Annotated in this window: 21 protein-coding genes; 11 read left to right on the forward strand and 10 right to left on the reverse strand. The window is 52.3% G+C overall.

Annotation, left to right across the window (positions count from 1 at the left end):
- The first annotated feature begins 11 nt into the window (after positions 1 to 11).
- The 4 genes from WC959_03245 (at position 12) to WC959_03260 (ending at position 3375) form a co-directional block, all read left to right on the forward strand.
- A complete protein-coding gene (locus WC959_03245; GenBank protein ID MFA5688152.1) occupies positions 12 to 404 on the forward strand; it encodes a secondary thiamine-phosphate synthase enzyme YjbQ in 393 nt (130 codons plus the stop codon).
- Entirely contained in the window at positions 401 to 1540 is a 1140-nt protein-coding gene (locus tag WC959_03250; GenBank protein ID MFA5688153.1) for a tetratricopeptide repeat protein, read from the forward strand. The genes WC959_03245 and WC959_03250 overlap by 4 nt, the downstream gene beginning before the upstream one ends.
- Before the next feature lie 187 nt (positions 1541 to 1727).
- Positions 1728 to 2081, forward strand: coding sequence for a DUF3127 domain-containing protein (locus WC959_03255; protein MFA5688154.1), 354 nt, complete (start codon positions 1728 to 1730; stop codon positions 2079 to 2081).
- An 88-nt stretch (positions 2082 to 2169) separates the two neighbouring features.
- Positions 2170 to 3375 carry an argininosuccinate synthase gene (locus WC959_03260; protein MFA5688155.1) on the forward strand — a complete coding sequence of 402 codons (1206 nt, stop codon included), beginning with the start codon at positions 2170 to 2172 and terminating at the stop codon, positions 3373 to 3375.
- 133 nt (positions 3376 to 3508) lie between these two features.
- On the opposite strand, the gene folB is transcribed toward WC959_03260, so the two are convergent.
- From folB to WC959_03280, 4 genes are all read right to left on the reverse strand, one after another.
- Positions 3509 to 3859 carry a dihydroneopterin aldolase gene (gene folB / locus WC959_03265; protein ID MFA5688156.1) on the reverse strand — a complete coding sequence of 117 codons (351 nt, stop codon included), beginning with the start codon at positions 3857 to 3859 and terminating at the stop codon, positions 3509 to 3511.
- Between the two features lie 38 nt (positions 3860 to 3897).
- Positions 3898 to 4596 carry an SDR family oxidoreductase gene (locus WC959_03270; protein ID MFA5688157.1) on the reverse strand — a complete coding sequence of 233 codons (699 nt, stop codon included), beginning with the start codon at positions 4594 to 4596 and terminating at the stop codon, positions 3898 to 3900.
- 76 nt (positions 4597 to 4672) lie between these two features.
- Positions 4673 to 4954 (reverse strand): heavy-metal-associated domain-containing protein, encoded by a 282-nt coding sequence (locus tag WC959_03275; protein MFA5688158.1) that lies wholly within the window; start codon positions 4952 to 4954, stop codon positions 4673 to 4675.
- A 110-nt stretch (positions 4955 to 5064) separates the two neighbouring features.
- The gene (locus WC959_03280; GenBank protein MFA5688159.1) at positions 5065 to 7191 is read right to left on the reverse strand and encodes a tetratricopeptide repeat protein; all 2127 of its coding nucleotides are present in this window, start codon (positions 7189 to 7191) and stop codon (positions 5065 to 5067) included.
- A gap of 174 nt (positions 7192 to 7365) precedes the next feature.
- Between WC959_03280 and WC959_03285 the strand changes: the two genes are divergently transcribed.
- From WC959_03285 to WC959_03300, 4 genes are read left to right on the forward strand one after another with little or no spacing between them, the layout of a single operon-like run.
- On the forward strand, positions 7366 to 8118 hold the full coding sequence (locus WC959_03285; GenBank protein MFA5688160.1) for a MotA/TolQ/ExbB proton channel family protein: 753 nt from the start codon (positions 7366 to 7368) through the stop codon (positions 8116 to 8118).
- Between the two features lie 11 nt (positions 8119 to 8129).
- Entirely contained in the window at positions 8130 to 8534 is a 405-nt protein-coding gene (locus WC959_03290; protein MFA5688161.1) for a biopolymer transporter ExbD, read from the forward strand.
- 5 nt (positions 8535 to 8539) lie between these two features.
- Positions 8540 to 9289 (forward strand): energy transducer TonB, encoded by a 750-nt coding sequence (locus WC959_03295; GenBank protein ID MFA5688162.1) that lies wholly within the window; start codon positions 8540 to 8542, stop codon positions 9287 to 9289.
- A gap of 41 nt (positions 9290 to 9330) precedes the next feature.
- Positions 9331 to 10209 carry a hypothetical protein gene (locus WC959_03300; GenBank protein MFA5688163.1) on the forward strand — a complete coding sequence of 293 codons (879 nt, stop codon included), beginning with the start codon at positions 9331 to 9333 and terminating at the stop codon, positions 10207 to 10209.
- A gap of 206 nt (positions 10210 to 10415) precedes the next feature.
- Here the strand turns inward: WC959_03300 and WC959_03305 are convergent, their stop codons facing one another.
- The 6 genes from WC959_03305 to dapF all read right to left on the reverse strand — a co-directional run bounded on the left by WC959_03305 (position 10416) and on the right by dapF (position 14317).
- Positions 10416 to 10676, reverse strand: coding sequence for a hypothetical protein (locus WC959_03305; GenBank protein MFA5688164.1), 261 nt, complete (start codon positions 10674 to 10676; stop codon positions 10416 to 10418).
- Between the two features lie 89 nt (positions 10677 to 10765).
- Positions 10766 to 11638 (reverse strand): pantoate--beta-alanine ligase, encoded by an 873-nt coding sequence (gene panC, locus WC959_03310; GenBank protein MFA5688165.1) that lies wholly within the window; start codon positions 11636 to 11638, stop codon positions 10766 to 10768.
- Positions 11639 to 11727: 89 nt separating this feature from the next.
- Complete coding sequence (gene panB / locus WC959_03315) at positions 11728 to 12519, reverse strand: 3-methyl-2-oxobutanoate hydroxymethyltransferase (protein MFA5688166.1); 792 nt, start codon at positions 12517 to 12519, stop codon at positions 11728 to 11730.
- A gap of 5 nt (positions 12520 to 12524) precedes the next feature.
- Positions 12525 to 13031, reverse strand: coding sequence for a 2-amino-4-hydroxy-6-hydroxymethyldihydropteridine diphosphokinase (gene folK / locus WC959_03320; protein ID MFA5688167.1), 507 nt, complete (start codon positions 13029 to 13031; stop codon positions 12525 to 12527).
- Positions 13028 to 13498 (reverse strand): peroxiredoxin, encoded by a 471-nt coding sequence (locus tag WC959_03325; GenBank protein MFA5688168.1) that lies wholly within the window; start codon positions 13496 to 13498, stop codon positions 13028 to 13030. The genes folK and WC959_03325 overlap by 4 nt, the downstream gene beginning before the upstream one ends.
- 3 nt (positions 13499 to 13501) lie before the next feature.
- Positions 13502 to 14317 carry a diaminopimelate epimerase gene (gene dapF / locus WC959_03330; GenBank protein ID MFA5688169.1) on the reverse strand — a complete coding sequence of 272 codons (816 nt, stop codon included), beginning with the start codon at positions 14315 to 14317 and terminating at the stop codon, positions 13502 to 13504.
- Positions 14318 to 14346: 29 nt separating this feature from the next.
- On the opposite strand from dapF, the gene ligA reads away from it, so the two are divergent.
- The 3 genes from ligA (at position 14347) to WC959_03345 (ending at position 18989) form a co-directional block, all read left to right on the forward strand.
- Complete coding sequence (gene ligA, locus WC959_03335; GenBank protein ID MFA5688170.1) at positions 14347 to 16416, forward strand: NAD-dependent DNA ligase LigA; 2070 nt, start codon at positions 14347 to 14349, stop codon at positions 16414 to 16416.
- Between the two features lie 138 nt (positions 16417 to 16554).
- Complete coding sequence (gpmI, locus tag WC959_03340) at positions 16555 to 18207, forward strand: 2,3-bisphosphoglycerate-independent phosphoglycerate mutase (GenBank protein ID MFA5688171.1); 1653 nt, start codon at positions 16555 to 16557, stop codon at positions 18205 to 18207.
- 155 nt (positions 18208 to 18362) lie between these two features.
- Entirely contained in the window at positions 18363 to 18989 is a 627-nt protein-coding gene (locus WC959_03345; protein MFA5688172.1) for a flavodoxin family protein, read from the forward strand.
- Positions 18990 to 19228 lie beyond the last annotated feature (239 nt).

The following is a 19228-nucleotide window of genomic DNA, read 5'->3' on the forward strand; positions in this document are numbered from 1 at the left end:
TGAGGTTAAGCATGAACGAAATTACCGTCCAGACAAAATCGCGCACCGCCTTCGTTGACATCACCGCCGATGTGCAGCGGTTTGTCGCGGCAAAAAAAATCATTTCCGGCGTTATCACTGTTTTTGTGCCGCATACTACCGCCGGAATCACCATCAATGAAAATGCCGATCCGGACGTTACCGCCGATCTGGATGCCGTACTCGATCGCGTTGTGCCGTGGCACGGGAATTACCGGCACCTCGAAGGCAACACGGCCGCGCACGCCAAAGCCGTTATGTGCGGCTCATCCGTTCAGGTAATTGTTGAAAACGAAAAACTTATGCTCGGTACCTGGCAAAGTGTTTACTTCTGCGAATTCGACGGTCCCCGCACGCGGCGCGTCTGGCTGAAGGAGTCGGTATGAAACGCCGGAGTTTTTTCATCCTGGCTTTTCCGGTGTTCGCCGGTCTGTTTTTTTTTAGCTGCGGACAAAAACCCGGCGAAAAAATTTATCATGAAGCAATGGTTGAGTGGCAGAAAGGGCATCTTGTTCGCGCGCGCGCGCTGCTTGAAAAATCGATTCGCCGGCGCGCCGGCAGCCTGGAAAATGCCGGCGCCTGCAATCAGCTCGGGCTCCTGCTGTATGAAACCGGCGACATTGCCGGTGCGGTAAACGCATTTACCGAAAGCAACCGGATTGATCCGGCGCAATACGAAGTGCTCTGCAACCTCGGTGTCGCACTCAGCGTAAACAACGATCCCGGTGAAGCTGAACGCGTATTTCGCGAAGCGTCGCTCATGAATCCCGCCGATGCCCGTCCGCTCACATTCGCCGGCGCCGTATTTCTGCGCAATAAAAAATGGGCGGAAGCCGAACGTAATTTGCACCGCGCCATACAGCGCAATCCCGCCGATCCGCGGATTCAAAACGCGCTCGCGCTCGCCGAGCTGCATACCGGAAAAACCGGCGATGCGCTGAAACGGCTGCAAACCGCCGCGCGGCAGAATTCCGGCTATGCGCCGGCGATTTTTAACATCGCCGTAATTCAGCAAAAATGGATAAACAACTCCGGCGAAGCCAAAAAAGAGTTTGAACGCTATCTTACCGTTACGAAAAATTCCGGTGCGTATGCCGGATTTGCACGCGAACAGATTGAACTTATTTCCGGCACACCGGCAATCATCCCCTCTACCGGCGCGCGCAACCGTGCCGTCGCCGAACGGTTTTTCCGCACCGGATTTGCGGCGTACCGTGATAAAAGATATGACGACGCCATAAAAAATTTACGGCAGGCCGTTGCCGGTGATGAAACGTATGAACAGGCCTTTTTAAATCTTGGACTTGCCTATTACGCACAAGGTAGAAATAAAGAAGCCGGTGAAGCATTCACGCATGCTGTACAACTCAATCCGGCATTTACGTCTGCGCGTTACAATAATGCATTGGTTTATTGCCGGCTCGGCAACACCAGCGCCGCTCTTCGCGAACTCAATACTGTCCTCGAGCAGCAGCCAAAGTATCAACCGGCCATCGACTTGAAGGCGCTGCTTCAGAGATGAGTTACTAAATTGAGTGCTTCCTGCAACCGCCGGGCGCAAATGGTTTTACACCTTCGTGCCGGGATTCCGGCAACGAAAAGGCTGTCGGCCGTTTCCGCCGGGCAAATTTTTAAAGAGGCAGATTGAATGGTTGAAATCTTGCCTGTTCTGACGGATAGTACGCCGCTTAAAAAGTGAGGAGTTTTCGATGGCGTATGATTTGACAGGAAAAGTGAAGGTGCTGCAAGAGCCGCAGACATTTGCCAGCGGTTTTACCAAGCGCGAGTTTGTAGTGACGGTGGAGGACGGGCGTTATCCGCAGGACATTTGTCTGGAGTGCGTTCAGGATAAAGTGAAACTGCTGGACGATTTGAAAGAAGGACAGACGGTTACGGTGACATTTGATATTCGCGGCCGTGAATATAACGGGCGCTATTTCAATAATCTGCAGGCGTGGAAAATTGAAGCCGGCGCACAGGACGATGACGCCGATGATGACCGCCCGCCGGTCCCCGGCGATGTCGAAGCACCGGCGGATTTTGAGGATGATATTCCGTTTTGAGAGAGTCCGGGATCAAAGGTCTGAAAGTCAAATGTCAGACTTTGGATTTTAAGACCTGAAACTTTTGACGTTTTAGACAGGAGAAATCATGAAAGTAGTTTTGGCATATTCGGGCGGACTGGACACAACAGTTTTGCTGACGTGGCTGCAGGAACAGTATAGCGCACAGGTGATTTGTTATTGCGCAAATGTCGGGCAGGAGGAGGAGCTCGACGGACTGGAAGAAAAGGCACTGAAACACGGCGCGGTGAAATGTATCGTCGATGATGTTGAAGAGGAGTTTGCGCGCGATTTTATTTTCCCGATGATGCAGGCGAACGCGATTTATGAGGGCGCCTATCTGCTCGGCACATCAATTGCTCGTCCGCTGATTGCCAAACGCATGATGGAGATTGCCATCGCTGAAGGCGCAGAAGCGATCTGTCACGGTGCAACCGGCAAAGGCAACGATCAGGTGCGGTTTGAATTAACGGCGTATGCGATGAAGCCGGATATTAAAATTATTGCGCCATGGCGCATGCCGGACGTATTCACCTTTAAAGGCCGCTCCGATATGATCAACTATCTGGAAGAACATAACATTCCGACGGCGGTGACAAAATCAAAACCGTACAGCACCGACCGCAATCTGCTGCACATCAGTTTTGAAGGCGGCATTCTGGAAGATCCGTGGCAGGAGCCGGACGAAAACATGTGGACGATGACAAAGCCGCTGAGCCAGGCCGCCGATGCGCCGGAATATATTGAAGTCAGTTTTGAAAAAGGAGTTCCGGTGGCGGTGAACGGCGAAAAACTTTCGCCGGCGGCACTGATGCGTAAACTGAATGCCATCGGGTGTAATCACGCGATCGGCCGGATTGATATTGTTGAAAACCGCTTCACCGGCATGAAAGACCGCGGTATTTACGAGACGCCCGGCGGCACCATTCTGCATCACGCACACCGTGCGATTGAGTCGCTTGCAATGGACCGCGAAGTGATGCATCTGCGCGATTCGCTGATTCCGAAATACGCCACGCTGGTTTACAACGGGTTCTGGTTTGCGCCGGAACGCGAAATGCTGCAGGCGGCAATTACAGAAAGTCAGAAAATGATCACCGGCGATGTACGTGTGAAACTGTTTAAAGGCGGTGTGCATGTTTGCGGACGCCGCTCACCCTACTCGCTCTACAATCCGGAAATCGTCAGTTTTGATGAGGCCGGCGGTTACGATCAGACTGACGCGACCGGATTCATTAAGCTCAATGCCCTGCGCCTGCGCGTCCGTGCAGCCATGCAAGCAAACAAAGATTAGGATTCCTGTTCACTTTTTTATTCATCGGAGAGATGAGGCGCCGACATTCTTGTCTGCCTTTTTACATAAGAAGAGCAGACAGGAATGTCTGCTCCACACGATGTAAGCCAACAAACGTTAGACACTGCGGTGCTTATTTTGTTCTGGTCACTTCAACCGCAACGCTGCGGGCAAAACGAAGAGCGCCGGGCTTATCGACGGTAACCGTAACAGTTTGAACACCGGCATATTTGAGGCAGATGGCGGCGATATTTTCGGCGAGGGATTCAATCAGCTGAAAGCTGCTGTTTTCAACGAAGTCGAGGATTTCAAGTTTGATGGCTTTATAGTTTACGGTGTCGGCGAGGTTATCGCTTTCCCCGGCGGCGTGCAGATCGGTTTCCATGGTGACACTGACGAGTATGTCCTGCTTGCTGTCGCGCTCCCCAGGATAGACGCCGATGATGCAGCGCAGGGCTAAATCTCGAATATAAATTTTATCCATACAGGCATTTCCGATTGTCGATTCCCGATTTTAGAGTTTCAATGTAGCAAATTCTGTCCGCCGTCGACATAGAGAATTTGCCCGGTGATGACATCGGTTTTTAAGAGGTAGATGACTGCGCCGGCGATGTCGGCGGGCGTCGGACGTTTTTCAAGCGGAATTTTTCCGGCGGGTTCCCAGGCGATGTCGTTTGCCTGCTCCGGCGGCGGAAGAACAGCGCCGGGTGCGACGGCATTGACGGTGATTTCCGGTGCGAATTCGAGTGCGGCGAGTTTGGTCAATTCTTCCAGTCCTTTTTTGCCGAGCATATATGGAACACACAATGTGTCGTGCGACGTGATGCGCCGGTCGAGCATGTTAATAATTTTCCCGGCGGTCATTTGCCTGGCAAATCCGCGCATGAGTGCCAGCGGTGCAAACAGGTTGGGTTGAAGTTCGTTCAGCAGTTTTTCGTACGTCGATTCCATTAAACCGGTTTTATAAAAAACGGCGGCATTGTTGATGAGAATATCAATTGTGCCGAATTTTTCGGCGGCGCGCGCGATGAGTGTTTCGCATTGCGCCGGATCGTTTAAGTCGGCCTGAATTGTCGTTTGTGAAAGTGTGCCGGCGTTGTCACCGGAATTTTTATAATGGACAATTACGTCAACACCGGCGGCGATCAGCGCCTCGGTAATGGCTCTGCCGATGCGCACCGCACCGCCGGTCACCAACGCTCTTTTGCCTGTAAGATTCATTTTTTACTTAATCACAGATTGCACGGATATAAACGGGTTCAGAAAAAGGGACTGCGCGAATGAAGATCGGAAGTGTTTACTTCTTTACCGGATTATTCGGCAGGCCGTAACCGGCGCGAACGATGGTGTCTTCAATGTTTTTTAAGTAGAGAACACGCCCGTTAAAAATGACGGTGGCAGTTTTTCCGGAGAGATCGAAACGCGCGTCGATGACACCTTCAACAGAGCGCAGCGCACGATCAAGTTTTGCAACGTCGCCGGCTCCTTGCAGTGATTCAATGTGAAATGTTTCAGTGCGTGTGTCTTTGCGCAGACATCCGGCGCCGGCACACAATGCAGCAGCAATGAGCAAAAGCATAAACAGTGTTTTCATGCCGCAAAATATAACAAAAAAAGATGAGGATAAAAGAGAGGATTTTGTCGAAAGTCTGAACGTCATAAGTCAAATATCGCCGGGCTTTCGACTTTTTAGAAATCATTCATCATTGCCAGCGAAAAGACGCGGCGCCAGCCCGGCGGTTTATCAAAATGTTCAAGTGCAAGATCAAGATATTCTTCGGCAAGTGCAGCGGCTTCGGAATAGTCGGCGGAATATAAGTCGATAAAGTTTGTATAGCGTTTTACGGCGGCATCAAATTTGCCGCTCATCTGATGCGCCAGCGCGAGTCCGAAAAGTGCAGACGGACTGTCCATATTCTTTTTCAATGCTTTAAGATAAAGCTGTTCAGCTTCATCCGCGCGTTCAGAAATCATCAGCAGATTGGCTTGCAAAAATTGTGCGACCGGATGATCGGGATGGCGCTGTGCAATTTGCAACGCTTCGGTGTAACGCCCGTGCCGGTAACACAGCATCGCTTCGGTGACGTTCACCGACTTATTCCGGTTGCGGTTGATGCTGTAGATCATGCGTACGCCAATAATCAGAAATGCAAGAATGATAAAAAATTTCAAGTCGGACACATCAAGCTTAAACCGCCGGCCGATTTTCTGCACCTGCCGGTTAATGACCGGCGCACGTTCCGCTTCATGACGGAATTCGTCCTGCACGGCGAGAATCAGCGCGGATGTTACCGGTCCCGGCGAATAAGGCGATTCATTGCCGCCGGAATTCTTTTTTATTTCCGTTTCGAACCAGGTGACAAAACTTTCGCGTGCGGTGTTAATAAACGCCAACCGCATTCCGCGCGCAGCGTTACTCTGCTGCAGCGCCGCCAGCGCAAAGAACTGGTGAATCGACGGCATGCGCATGGCGTCCAGCAGCCGGTCATATTTCCGCCCGGATGTTTCAGGCTGTCCCGGGATGACGTGCGATTCTTCGCAAGCACGCAGAACGGCCTGCCGTTTTTCAACATCGAGTTCCTGCCAGAAAAGCGGCATGAAGGAGCCGAAGGTGATCTCAGTCAGCTGGTGTCCGTTGCGCCACGCGTTAGAAAATGATTTTGTGTCCGGATTCCAGAATGCGGTGTTTAGTGTTTTGATTAAATTTGCGCGCTCAGTTTCCAGCGTTTCAACCACCGGCTCAACCTGATCGTTTTCGGCACACAGCCGGAGAATGACTTCTATCTCCGTAATCAGCATTACGGTTAATTCCGGCGTGGCTTTATTGCGTTCATAGCTGTCCGGAATGAACGCTTCGAGTTCGTTTTGCCACGCGGGCAGGGAATCGCGGTGCGGATCGAAATAGAGCAGCGCCCACTGAATATATTTCCGCAGCGCCGGCAGTGTTTTACGCAACAGTGTTTTCTCGCCGGAGTTTTTCCATGCAAGTTCGAATGCCCGGGCAATCAACGGCCACGCGGCGGCGGTGGACGTGCGGCCGCTTTTTTCTACCCACGCCGGAAATCCGCCGCCGGCTTGCTGCAGTGCGAGTGCAGTGGTTACCAGTTCCAGTGCAATGGCCGGATCAATGATATTCCATGCGTTGACCAACGGATAAAGTTCGTTCAGTGAAAATGTTTCGGTGTCAAATCCATCGGTAACACTCCACATGCCGGATAAAATTCCGGCACGCGGACGCAACCGGGTGAAAAACGCTTCCGCCGCGAGCGCTGCCGGCGGATTATATTGCAGGCTCACACTAAACGTTTTTGCCACCGGCGCGCGTTTCCAGGTTTCTACCGCAATCCGCAGATGAAATTTTTCTTCCACCGCCGCAACTGCTTTGCCGAACGCGATGTCCGGCGACCATTCGCCGTGCACCAGCGCGAACCGGTCATCACGGCAAAGCAGCAGCGTAATTATTTTATTGTTTTCAACCCACACCGCATCGTCCATGCCGGTTTTTAAATCCGGTGCTTTCAACTGCGGTTCAAAAGGATTGGCAGTACGGCCGGAAATGACGCCGGGCGCCACCGCCAGCAGTTCAACAATTTCTTTATGCCTGCGGCGCGGGCGAACCGAGAATCCATTCGAAAGAAAACGCGCACCCGACGAAACCGCCGGCGGCATTACGTGCAGCGTCCAGCTCGCACCGCGCATGGTCACCGAACCGCTTGCGGCGCCGGTAACAAAAACGGTCCGATCCGCCGGACTGGAGCGGAAAGCCCAGTCCGCTTTCCATACCACGCCCGGATAATCTGTGAAAATATTTTCCATAACCAAGAAAATGTATAATGTCCTATGAAAATTCGGACTTCAACTCTTCAAACCAAAAATTACTTGCTTTTATAATTTATATGCATATTTTTTCCGCCGGATTTCCAATTTCGAATTTCCAATTTCCACTCTCTTATCGCATAGTTTAAATTTCTTAAAACGGAGCTGGTATTTATGGTTTTTGGATTATCGTCTCTTCTGATTTCCGGCGTGCTGTTCACCGCATACGGCGACAGTTCACTTTCCGGAAAAGTTATTGTCTGGATTCTGCTTGCAAGTTCTGTCGGCGTCTGGACGGTAATGATTACAAAATTTTCGCAAATTAACGCCGCACGCAGAGAGTCGGACGGTTTTTTGCGTGCGTTTCATTCCGAACGGCTGATCGGCGGATTGAAAATGAAAAATATCCGTTATCCGCAATCGCCGCTGTATGCACTGTACGAAATCGGCATGAAAGCGCTGTCAAATGAGTTTGCACTGCTCGGAGTACAGTTTGATCAACTGCTTTCCGGCGCGCTGGACGAAAAAGACTTCCGCCGGTTGAATCCGTCGCAGCTCGAGGCCATACGGATTGTGATGGACCGGACGATGGCGGATGAAGCACTGCGGCTGGAAGAAAAAATGGGCGTACTGGCAACGGCGGTGAATGCCTGTCCGTTCCTCGGTCTGCTCGGTACCGTGTGGGGCGTAATGGAAGCGTTCGCCGGAATCGCCACCGCCGGGTCGGCGGTGCTGTCGGCGGTGGCGCCGGGCATTTCATCGGCGCTGCTGACAACGGTTGTCGGGCTCATCGTTGCGCTGCCGTCGTCGATTGGCTACAACATTTTAACGGCACGAATCCGGCAGCTCACCGTACAAATGGATAATTTTGTGCAGGAATTCGGTTCAGCCGTTCAGCAGCGTTACAGTGTTTACGGCGCAGAATAAGGAATCCTGAAATGTCACGTCGTAAAACCAGCCTGATTGCACTTAAAGAAATTAGCGACATCAACATGACGCCGTTAATGGATTTAACATTTATTCTGCTCATTACCTTTATCATTACTTTCCCGCTGATTGAACAGGGCGTGCCGGTCAATCTGCCCACCGGAAAAGCCTCGAACATCGGTAACCTCGAATCGCGCAGCATCACAATTGATAAAAACGGCCGGCTCTATTTTGATCAGCTTCCCGTAACCCGTGACGAACTGGCGGTGGAACTGCAGATCATTGCCGGAATCGGCAACGAAGCGCCGGTTTATGTGCGCGCCGATAAAGAGATAAAATACGAACTCGTTGCCGATATTATGGTGCTGCTGCATCAGGCCGGAATCAGCCGCATGGCGCTGGTGACACAGGAGTAATTGCGGTGGGGGAAAAATCAAAAAAAACGTTCTGGTGGGTTTTGATCGCGCATATTGCCGTCATTTCCATCATTTCGGTTTTTCCGATCATCCAGTGTACGCGCCGCCCGAAACCGGCGCCGGTGGAAATCATCACATATGTCGATATTGCGGCGCCTTCGGACGCTCCGTCCGCTGCGCCGGCATCGACGCCGGCGCCTCCACAGCCTGAACCGGCTCCCGAACCTCCGCCGGAACCCAAACCGGAAATTCCGCCGCCGCCCACACCGGAACCTAAACCCGAGCCCAAACCCGTTCCGAAACCTGAACCCAAGCCGGAACCGCCCCAACCGAAATGGAAGCCGGCGGAAGTTGTCCGGCAGAATCGCCGTATTCAAAACCCGGACGCACCGAAAGAACCGGAACGTCCGAAAATTGATGTCAACCGCATTCAACAGGCACTTCAAAATGCGGTTTCCGTCGGACCGACCGGCAGCTCAAGTGCTTCATTCGGATGGTATTACGCAGAGATAAAAACCCGTATGTATGCCGCCTGGCGCCAGCCGTCCACCGCCGTTTTAGGCATGACCGCCACCGCCGTAATCACCGTCGAGCCAAACGGCACCATTTCCTACCGCGCTATTCGCACACCCAGCGGCAATGCCGAATTCGACCAGTCCGTTCGCGCGGCCCTTAACGCCGTGCCCCGATTGTCTCCGCCACCATCCGATTTGCCCAGCCGGACCATCGAAATAACCTTCATTTTATCTGAATAAATTCCTTTTTAAATGTCAGGTTCAGGTGTATATATATTGACATGAAAACATTCATTGTAATTCTGTCAGCTGTGGCAGGCGGCGTATTTGCGTCATTGCCCGTTATTGAAAATTTCGATTCCGCGCTTGATACAAACTATTGGACGACGAGCGGAGCAAGTATCGAAAACAGCGCCTTAAAGATCCAGGCCGGCTCAGCAACACGAACGGTTCCTGCAGAAAACGTTCAGCAGATTCGTATCAGTTTCACTGCGAAAATCACGGCAATGCCGCAAGAGCCTTCAACAACTCTCCAGGGCAATACCAGTGTTGCTTTCTATGTGAATACGAATTGTAATTTAGTCGTGTTTAATGGCGAACAAAGTGAAGAAACCTCAGCTCAGCTCATCGTTGGTGAACCGGCGCGATTCGACATCTATTGCGATTATTCAGAAAACCAGGCCTGGTCGATCAGCATGGACGGACAAAAAATCGCCGGCGGTCTTGAATTTTACAGTCCCGGAATTGCCATTGAATCTGTTGTTATTGCGAACAATAGCAGTGATTCTGTCTATCTCGATACATTAATTATCACAGATGATGCCGTCCAGGAAGACGATTCTGTGCCGGCGGGCTGGGCAGCGCATTACGGCCTGTCGGATAGTGCAACACCGGCAAACGGTATGACGATGTTAGAAAATTTCATCGCCGGACTCGACCCGACGGATGAAAATGATGTTCTCGCGCTCAGTACAGATGAACATGGCAGATTAAGATGGCGTGCCAAAGCTGGCCGGACGTATGAGATTGAGTGGACAACCGATTTGATGGCCGGATTTACAAATGTCCAAACGGTCGCCGGTGGAGATATTCAGCCTGACCTTGAATCTGACCCGTCAAAGTTTTATCGCATCCGTGCCCGTGCCCCCCAAAGAGATTAAATTTTTCTTTGCTAACAAAACTGACTGCAGGGAATTCAAGCGGCGGATATTTCCGCCGCTTTTTGTGCGTTTTATTGCTAAATAAGACATTCTGTTTTTAGGCTGCTTTTCAGCGTACAGGCGATGAACCGGATTAAAAACACATCAGGCGCTGCTGCTGTAGAAAGAATTCTTAAACTATTCCATCAAAAATTTGCAGACATCACCTATCCGCGTTTGTAACCGGCACGGTGATGATGCAGATGTTTAAACCCGTAGCGCGAAAATGCGGCAATGAGCAAAAGCAGTGTAATGATTATTGTCACAATGAGAGCGACCGGTGCCCGCCCGATTCCGGCAGTATACGCATCTTCATAAAAAAAATATCCCGAAAGAAGACTTCCGAGAATAAATACCAAAATCGCGGCGATTAATAAGCCGCGATACGGTCGCAATTTAAACATCGGTACATTATTTCCAACAAGCATTTTATTTCCTGTACGTTTTCGTTGTTAGAATTTAAACGCTCTTGATAAAGGAGAAGAAAGAAAAATTTTACTTTTTGTATATGCTTTTTTCAATCCGCCCCTGCTGTGCCGGAAAATTGTATTGATTTCAGCACGGTATGATCGATCAGCCGTGCGCCGGAAAAACACACTGCCAGCGCCGCCAAAACGGGTTTTTCGACAACGTCAACCGGCTCGAGCGTTTCATCGTCAACAAATTCTATATAATCAATACTTCCGGACGTTTTTTCAATTTCAGCCCAGATAACCGCTTCCAGCTGCGAAACACGGTATTCGCCGGATTCAACCAGAGCCTGCGCCCGGTTCAGCGCCCGCGACAGGCAGACAGCTTCTGCGCGCTCTTTTGCGCTCAAATATCTGTTCCGCGAACTCAGTGCCAGTCCGTCCGCTGCGCGTACCGTCGCGCCGGAAATGATCTCCACCGGAAAATTCAGATCGCGCACCATGCGGCGGATAATGCGCAGCTGCTGCGCATCTTTTTCGCCCATGACCATACAATCCGGCAGCACAATATTCATCAGTTTGGCAACCACCGTGCAGACGCCGCGGAAATGTCCGGGACGCGCCGCGCCGCACAGCCCGCCGGAAAGTTTTTCTTCGTCGATCCACACCGAATGATCCGGCAGATACATAGCGGCCGGCGCCGGATAAAACAGCAGATCAACGCCGGCGTCGCGGCACAGTTGTTCATCGCGCTCAAAATCGCGCGGATATGTTGCGAAATCCTCGTTCGGGCCGAACTGCGCCGGATTTACAAAAATGCTGACAACAACCACATCCGCCTTTTCGCGCGCAATATTCATCAGCGATAAATGTCCGGCGTGCAGAAAACCCATCGTCGGCACAAAGCCAATGGATTTTCCGGCGCGCCGCAACTCCTGCGCTGCTGTCTGCATCTCCTGCGGATCAGAAATAATTTTCATACGTCGTACATGTTTCAATTAACAGAGAAAATCTAAACGCCGGCGTGTGATACCGCCCAGGATTCGCGAAAATATAACATCACACGTTTTCATGCCGGCTCTTTTGTTTCTGCCGGAAAAATACCCTGCTCGACTTCGGTTTTATAGGTTGCGAGCGCGGATTGAATCTGCGGTTTAAGCTCGGCGTATTGTTTAACGAAGCCGGGAATGTGGCCGTGTCCGATTCCGATAATATCGGTAAACACCAGCACCTGGGCGTCGCAATGCGGACCGGCGCCGATGCCGATTACCGGCACACGCAGTGCGCCGGTAATTTTTTTTGCCAGCTCCGGCGGCACCGATTCAATCACGACGGCAAACACACCCGCCTGCTCCAGTGCCATCGCATCGTCCATCAGCTGCCGCGCCGCTTCATCGCTTTTGCCCTGCATTTTATAACCGGTCTCTTTCACACTTTGCGGCGTCAAGCCGATGTGCCCCAGCACCGGAATTCCGTTAGCGATGAGCCGCTCAATCAGTTCAACACGAATGGCACCGCCCTCAATTTTTACGGCATCGGCGTGCGCTTCCTTTAAAAATCTGCCGGCGTTTGCCAGTGCGTCGTCCAAACCTGCCTGATACGACATGAACGGCATATCAGCGACAATCACCGCCGATGTTGCACCACGCGCGGCGGCGGCGGTGTGGTGAATCATCTCGTTCATCGTCACCGGCAGCGTTGTGTCGTAACCGAGCACGGTGTTCGCCAGTGAATCGCCGACGAGAATCAGCGGCAGTTCCGCTTCATCGGCGTAGCGCGCGCTCAGCGCATCATACGCCGTCAGCACCGCAAATTTCTGTACACCTTTCAGCGCTTTGATTTTAGCAACAGTCCACTTCATAATACTCACCATCTATCTGAAAACCGGCGAACATCGCCGGAATCCGGCAGTTTCGCAAGCACATTCCGCACGCTCACGTCCATACCCGGCAGAACCAGATCGGGACAGATTTCGGCCAGCGGCTGAACAACAAACCGGCGTTCCGCCCAGCGCGGATGCGGAACCTGCAGATGCGCGTTATCAATCACCTCATCGCCGCAGAACAGCAGATCAACATCCACCGTGCGCGGTGCATTCCTGTCGTCACCGCGCACGCGGTGCAGCGCCGCCTCCACCGCATGAATTTTTTTCAGCCACGCGGCTGCATCATATGGACTTTCAAGAATCAGAACCGCGTTTAAAAATTTCAGTGCGGCGTACTTCTCTTTTACATCCACCGGTTCTGTTTCATAAACGGCGGACTGCGCGATCAGTTTCACGCCGGAATCCATTAACAGCCGGTTTTTTGCCTGCATCAAAAACCGTTTCCGGTCGCCGAGATTTGAGCCGAGACAAAAACCGGCGCGGATCATTTCTGCAGCCCTTCTAAAAATTCGAGCACTTTGGCGGGATGCGTTTCCGCCTGCGGAACTTTTTTCCAGTGCTTTAAAATTTTTCCGTCTTCACCGACGATCACCGTCGAACGGATCACGCCGGTAATCAGTTTACCGTAGTGCATTTTTTCACCGAACGCTCCGTATGCTGTCATCACGCTTCTGTCCGGATCAGAAAGCAGTACGAACGGCAGCTTGAATTTTTCAATGAAGGTGTCATGCGATTCAAGCGAATCGCTGCTGACGCCGATGACCACCGCATTCAGGTTTTCAATCTGCGTGTGAACATCGCGGAAACTGCACGCTTCTTTGGTGCATCCCGGCGTATGATCTTTCGGATAAAAATAAAGAACTACGGTTTTTCCGGCGTAATCCTTCAGCGCATGAGTTGTTCCGTCACTGCCTTTCAACGCAAACGCCGGCGCTTTTTTTCCTTCTGCAATCATGACTCACTCCTTGTATTCAATTTCGCCTTCATACACATGTGCCGTCGGTCCGCTCAGCATGACATGTTTGGCGCCGGCGCCGGTCAGCTCCGCGTCCACCGTCAGCACATCGCCGCTCGCCGCGTGTACAATCACCGGCAGTTCCACCCAGCCGTTTTTCGCGGCAATTAAGCCGGCGGCGGTAATTCCGGTGCCGCACGCCGGCGTTTCATCTTCAACGCCGCGCTCATAGGTGCGGATCAGCAGCGCGCCGTCCGGTGTAATCTCAATAAAATTTACATTCGCGCCGGCGGGTGCAAAACGCCGGTGACGGCGAATCGCGGCGCCGGCAGTGCGCACGTCTGTTTCGCGTAAATTACCCGTCCGCATCACAACGTGCGGCACGCCGGTATTCACAAAACTGAAGGTCAGTTGACCCTCCTCCATCTCCAGCGGTTCATTCAGAAGCCACTCCCGCGGTTCTGTCATCCGCAGCTGAACGCGCGACTCGTCGAGAATTTCCGCTTCCAGGCAACCGGCGGCGGTTTCAATGCTCATCCGTTCGCCGGCAATGTTAAGTTCATTCGCCAGCCGTGCGGTACAGCGCGCGGCGTTGCCGCACATATCCGCTTCGCCGCCGTCCGGATTATAAAACCGCATAAAAAAATCGGCGGCGCGCGACGGCTGAATCAGCACAATGCCTTCGGCGCCGATGCCGGAGCGGCGCGCGGCAAGATGCCGGATAAAATTCTGATCATCCGCCGGAAACATTCCGGTGCGGTCGTCAATCAGCACAAAATCATTCTTTGCGCCGTGCATTTTCCAGAATTTAATTTTCACCGCAAACCCTCCATGCTAGCCTGTGCTCAATGAGTTCAGAATTAAACAGAAGTGAGGCGCGGAATGAAATAGAAAAACTGCGCGCAGAAATTGAACAGCATACGCGGCTCTATTATGTCGACGCCGCGCCGGCAATTTCTGATCGCGATTTTGACGCCCTGCTCCGCCGGCTCGACGGCCTCGAAAAAAATTTCCCTGAATTTGATTCGCCGGAAAGTCCCACGCATCGAGTTGGAAATGACATTGATAGTTTTTTTTCCTACAAACATTCTGTGCCAATGATTAGTTTGGCGAACACCTACAGCAAAGATGAGCTGATTGACTTTGACGCACGCGTAAAAAAACTGCTCGGCGGCAAAAACTATTCGTATGTGCTCGAACCGAAAATTGACGGCGTTGCCATGTCACTCCGCTATGAAAACGGAAAGTTTGTTCGGGCGTTAACTCGTGGAAATGGAGAAACCGGCGATGATGTAACAGCCAACATAAAAACCATAAAATCCATTCCGATGTATCTTTTAGGCAATGCGCCGGAAATCCTCGAAGTGCGCGGCGAAGTGTATATGACACGCGCCGGTTTTGTGAAACTCAACGAAGAACGCGACGAAGCCGGACTCGAGCCGTTTGCGAATCCGCGTAATGCCGCTGCCGGATCAATAAAATTACTTAGTCCACGCGCTGTTGCAAAACGTCCGCTCGATGCGGTGTTTTACGGCACTGGCGAAAGTTCCGCCGCATTTGAAACGCATCAGGAGATGCTCGCCGCGCTCAAAAAACTCGGCCTGCAAACTACGCCACAGCACTGGCCGTGCGCCGGAATTGATGAAGTCCTCGAAAAACTCGATACACTGCAAAACATGCGGCATGACTTTGCATTCGAGATCGACGGCGGTGTACTTAAAATTAATGAACGCAATCTTTACAGCGAACTCGGCTCCACCGCCAAAAGCCCGCGCTGGGCGGTTGCCTATAAATATGAGCCGGAACAGGCCGAGACGCGGCTTAAAGAGATCACCATTCAAATCGGGCGCACCGGCGTGCTAACGCCGGTGGCGGAACTTGAGCCGGTGCAGCTTTCCGGCACGGTTGTCAAACGCGCGACACTGCACAATGAAGACGAAATCCGGCGCAAAGATATTCGCATCAGTGACCGCGTCATCGTTGAAAAAGCCGGCGAAATTATTCCGGCGGTTGTGCGTGTTGTCATCGAAAAACGCACCGGTGCTGAAATTCCGTTTGATATGCAGACCGCGTGCCGCGCACTCGGAATTACGCCGGTGAAAAATGAGGGTGAGGTTGCCTGGCGCATCGACGACCTGCATCATCCGGCGATGCTTAAACGCTGGCTCACCTATTTTGCATCCCGGCACGGCATGGATATTGAAGGACTCGGCGAAGCGGTGGTTGAACAGCTCGTCGACAGCGCTCTTGTCAAAAGTCCGGCGGATTTTTACCGGCTCGAAAAAGAGCAGCTGCTCGGACTCGAAGGCTTCAAAGAAAAAAAAGCGGCCAACCTCATTGCGGCGATTGAAAAAAGCAAACGCCAGCCGCTGGACCGGATACTTTTTGCGCTCGGAATCCGGTACGTCGGCAGCGGCGCGGCGCGTGTCCTCGCGCAGAATTTTGCAACCATCGACGCTTTGATGAACGCCGGCAGCGAACAGCTTGAAACGATCCGTGATATCGGACCGGTTGCCGGCCAAAGCATCCGCAGTTTTTTTAAAACACCGGCCAACATTGAATTGATTGAACAGTTAAAAGCCGCCGGCGTAAATTTTGAACAGGCCGCCCAAACCGGCAGCAATGAATTTGCCGGTTTAACCTTCGTCCTCACCGGCACACTGGAAACGCTGTCGCGCACCGAAGCCGGCGATCTCATTCGCGCGCGCGGCGGAACCGTGGCCGGCAGCGTTTCAAAAAATACCGACTATGTCGTCGCCGGCGCAAACGCCGGCTCAAAACTCACCAAAGCTGAAGAACTCGGTGTAAATATTCTCGATGAAACCGCATTTCTCGCAATGAGCGGAAAAACCGGCGGCAAAAAAACTCCGGCACCGGAGCCTAAAACCGCGCCGGCTGAACAAAGCGAGCTTTTTTGAGATCGCCGGGCAAACGGCCGGACGAGTCTTTCAGCCGCCATCATGAATGCCCGGTGCAGTTTTGCGGTTTACAGCTTTAAACTTGCCCGGTATCAGACAGAACGGCATAGTTTCAGTTTTTTACACAGGAGATGCATCATGGAAGCATTGAAGAAATCGACGGTGTTTAAAGGCCCTGCCGGCCCGGTTGTGCTGGTGGTGATGGACGGCATCGGCTGCGGAAAATATGAAGAAGGCGATTTTGTGAAAGCGGCGGACACGCCGAATCTGGACTGGCTTTGGCAGAATGCGGTGCACACGAAACTGAAAGCGCACGGCACAGCGGTGGGATTGCCGAGTGACGACGATATGGGCAACAGTGAAGTCGGACATAACGCCATCGGCGCCGGCCGCGTATTTCATCAGGGCGCGGCGCTCGTTAGCGAAGCCATTGCATCCGGTGCCATGTTTCAGGGCGGCACGTGGAAAGCGCTGATCGCGAATGTGAAGAAAAATAATTCGACGCTGCATTTTATCGGACTGTTTTCGGACGGCAATGTGCACAGTCATATTGACCATTTAAAAGCGATGATTGAGGAAGCGAAAAAAGAGGGCGTAAAAAAAATCCGTGTTCATCCGCTGCTCGACGGCCGCGATGTCCCGCCGACTTCGGCGCTCGATTACGTTGAACCGTTTGAACAGTTTCTCGCCGGTCTGAATGCCGGCGGCACGGTGGACTACGCCGTCGCTTCCGGCGGCGGACGCATGAACATCACGATGGACCGTTACAATGCAAACTGGGATATGGTGAAACGCGGCTGGGATACGCATGTAAAAGGTGAAGGCCGCCTGTTCCCGAGCATGAAAGCAGCGATTGAAACCTGCCGCACTGAAAGGCCCGGCGTGCTTGATCAGGATCTGCCGCCGTTCGTGATTGAGCGCGACGGAAAACCGGTCGGAAAAATTGTCGATGGCGACAGTGTGATTTTCTTTAATTTCCGCGGTGACCGCGCGCTGGAAATCACCAAAGCATTTGAAGCGGACGAGTTGAAAGAATTCGACCGCGGTCCAAAACCGCAGGTTGAGTATGCCGGTATGATGCAGTACGACGGCGATCTTGGCATTCCGAAAAAATATCTCGTTTCGCCGCCGGCGATTTCACGCACGATGGGCGAATATCTCGCCGCCACCGGCGTGCATCAGCTCGCCATCAGCGAAACGCAGAAGTTCGGTCACGTCACCTATTTTTTCAACGGCAACCGCACCGGTAAATTTAACGGCGCGCTTGAAGACTATGTCGAAATTCCGTCCGACATCATTCCGTTCGAGGAAAAACCGCGCATGAAAGCCGCTGAAATTACGGATTATGTGGTCAACGCCATCGAGAGCGGGAAATATCAGTTCATCCGCTTAAACTATCCGAACGGCGACATGGTAGGACACACCGGCGTTTTTTCCGCCGTAAAAACTGCAGTGGAGGCCGTCGATGAAGGTGTCGGGCGTTTAATAGCAGCGGTGAAAAAAGCCAACGGAATTATGGTGATCAGCGCCGACCACGGCAACGCTGACGATATGTATGAACACGACAAAAGCGGTGCGGTGAAACGCGACAGTGCCGGCAATCCAAAGCCGAAAACTGCGCATTCGCTCAACCCGGTGCCGGCATTTGTCTACGATCCGTCCGGTGTCTCACGCGCGAGGCTTTCAAAAAAAGAAGGGCTCGGCGTCAGCAGCCTCGCCGCCACCTGTATTCAACTGCTCGGTTATGAGCCGCCGGCGGATTATACGCCGTCCATTGTTGATGTCGGATAATTCATTCACCACGATTCGAAATAAAGTGAAGAAGGGCTTTGCAAATGCAAAGCAACGAAGCGGCAAAGACACGAAGATAAAACCCGAGAAATAACTAACGATTTAAAAAATCTTCCTGGCCGCGTGCCCTGCGCGACGCAACCGAAGGATAAACGATGAATGCACTGCTCATTAACGGAAGTCCGAATGCCGCCGGCTGCACATTTACGGCGCTCACCGAAGTTGCCGGCGAGCTCGAAAACGCCGGCATCGCAACCGAGATTTTCCAAATTGGACACACCGCAATCAGAGGCTGCCAGGCATGTTACGCCTGCCGTCAGCCGGAATCCACTGGCTATTGTATTTTTAAGGACGACATCGTAAACGGGCTGATTGATAAAATCCGCGCCGCTGATGCCATCGTGCTCGGCAGCCCTGTGTATTACGCCGCGCTTTCCGGACAGTTGAAAGCCCTGCTTGACCGCGCTTTTTTCGCCGGACGTTTTTCTCATAAACTGGGTGCGGCAGTGGTCAGCTGCCGGCGCGGCGGGGCCAGTTCCGCATTCGATCAGCTCAACCATTATTTCACCATTTCAAACATTCACATCGTTTCGTCCAACTACTGGAATCAGGTACACGGCACAACACCTGACGAAGTCCGGCAGGACCTCGAAGGACTGCAAACCATGCGCGCGCTCGGAAAAAATATGGCGTGGCTTTTGAAGTGCATCGACGCCGGAAAAAATGCCGGCATTGAACTGCTGGTTCACGAAGACAAAATCGCCACCAATTTTATCCGGTAACTGGTGAAAAAAATGCTGCACCGGTAATGAATTCTTCCCGCGCAGATATAAATTTTTTTTAACCGCGGATTACACGGATATAAGCAGGTTTTGGGAGCAGAATAATTGAGGATAGAGCATATCACGATTGAGAAGCCGTAATATGACACGATGAAAACCATCCGGCAGCATCCTGCGGTGTGACCTGTGCGAATGCCCGGCTGATTGCGGCGGATAATTCATCCTGTGTCCGGGCACCC

The organism is Kiritimatiellales bacterium (genome assembly GCA_041656295.1).
GTDB lineage: Bacteria > Verrucomicrobiota > Kiritimatiellia > Kiritimatiellales > Tichowtungiaceae > Tichowtungia.

Coding starts and splice junctions, on each gene's coding strand:
- WC959_03285 (MFA5688160.1), top strand. CDS start 7,366: ATGGTTTTTGGATTATCGTCTCTTCTGATTTCCGGCGTGCTGTTCACC.
- folB (MFA5688156.1), bottom strand. CDS start 3,859: ATGGATAAAATTTATATTCGAGATTTAGCCCTGCGCTGCATCATCGGC.
- WC959_03275 (MFA5688158.1), bottom strand. CDS start 4,954: ATGCTTTTGCTCATTGCTGCTGCATTGTGTGCCGGCGCCGGATGTCTG.
- panC (MFA5688165.1), bottom strand. CDS start 11,638: ATGAAAATTATTTCTGATCCGCAGGAGATGCAGACAGCAGCGCAGGAG.
- WC959_03305 (MFA5688164.1), bottom strand. CDS start 10,676: ATGCTTGTTGGAAATAATGTACCGATGTTTAAATTGCGACCGTATCGC.
- WC959_03245 (MFA5688152.1), top strand. CDS start 12: ATGAACGAAATTACCGTCCAGACAAAATCGCGCACCGCCTTCGTTGAC.
- WC959_03260 (MFA5688155.1), top strand. CDS start 2,170: ATGAAAGTAGTTTTGGCATATTCGGGCGGACTGGACACAACAGTTTTG.
- WC959_03250 (MFA5688153.1), top strand. CDS start 401: ATGAAACGCCGGAGTTTTTTCATCCTGGCTTTTCCGGTGTTCGCCGGT.
- WC959_03280 (MFA5688159.1), bottom strand. CDS start 7,191: ATGGAAAATATTTTCACAGATTATCCGGGCGTGGTATGGAAAGCGGAC.
- WC959_03300 (MFA5688163.1), top strand. CDS start 9,331: ATGAAAACATTCATTGTAATTCTGTCAGCTGTGGCAGGCGGCGTATTT.
- panB (MFA5688166.1), bottom strand. CDS start 12,519: ATGAAGTGGACTGTTGCTAAAATCAAAGCGCTGAAAGGTGTACAGAAA.
- WC959_03325 (MFA5688168.1), bottom strand. CDS start 13,498: ATGATTGCAGAAGGAAAAAAAGCGCCGGCGTTTGCGTTGAAAGGCAGT.
- WC959_03270 (MFA5688157.1), bottom strand. CDS start 4,596: ATGAATCTTACAGGCAAAAGAGCGTTGGTGACCGGCGGTGCGGTGCGC.
- gpmI (MFA5688171.1), top strand. CDS start 16,555: ATGGAAGCATTGAAGAAATCGACGGTGTTTAAAGGCCCTGCCGGCCCG.
- WC959_03345 (MFA5688172.1), top strand. CDS start 18,363: ATGAATGCACTGCTCATTAACGGAAGTCCGAATGCCGCCGGCTGCACA.
- WC959_03290 (MFA5688161.1), top strand. CDS start 8,130: ATGTCACGTCGTAAAACCAGCCTGATTGCACTTAAAGAAATTAGCGAC.
- folK (MFA5688167.1), bottom strand. CDS start 13,031: ATGATCCGCGCCGGTTTTTGTCTCGGCTCAAATCTCGGCGACCGGAAA.
- WC959_03255 (MFA5688154.1), top strand. CDS start 1,728: ATGGCGTATGATTTGACAGGAAAAGTGAAGGTGCTGCAAGAGCCGCAG.
- ligA (MFA5688170.1), top strand. CDS start 14,347: ATGAGTTCAGAATTAAACAGAAGTGAGGCGCGGAATGAAATAGAAAAA.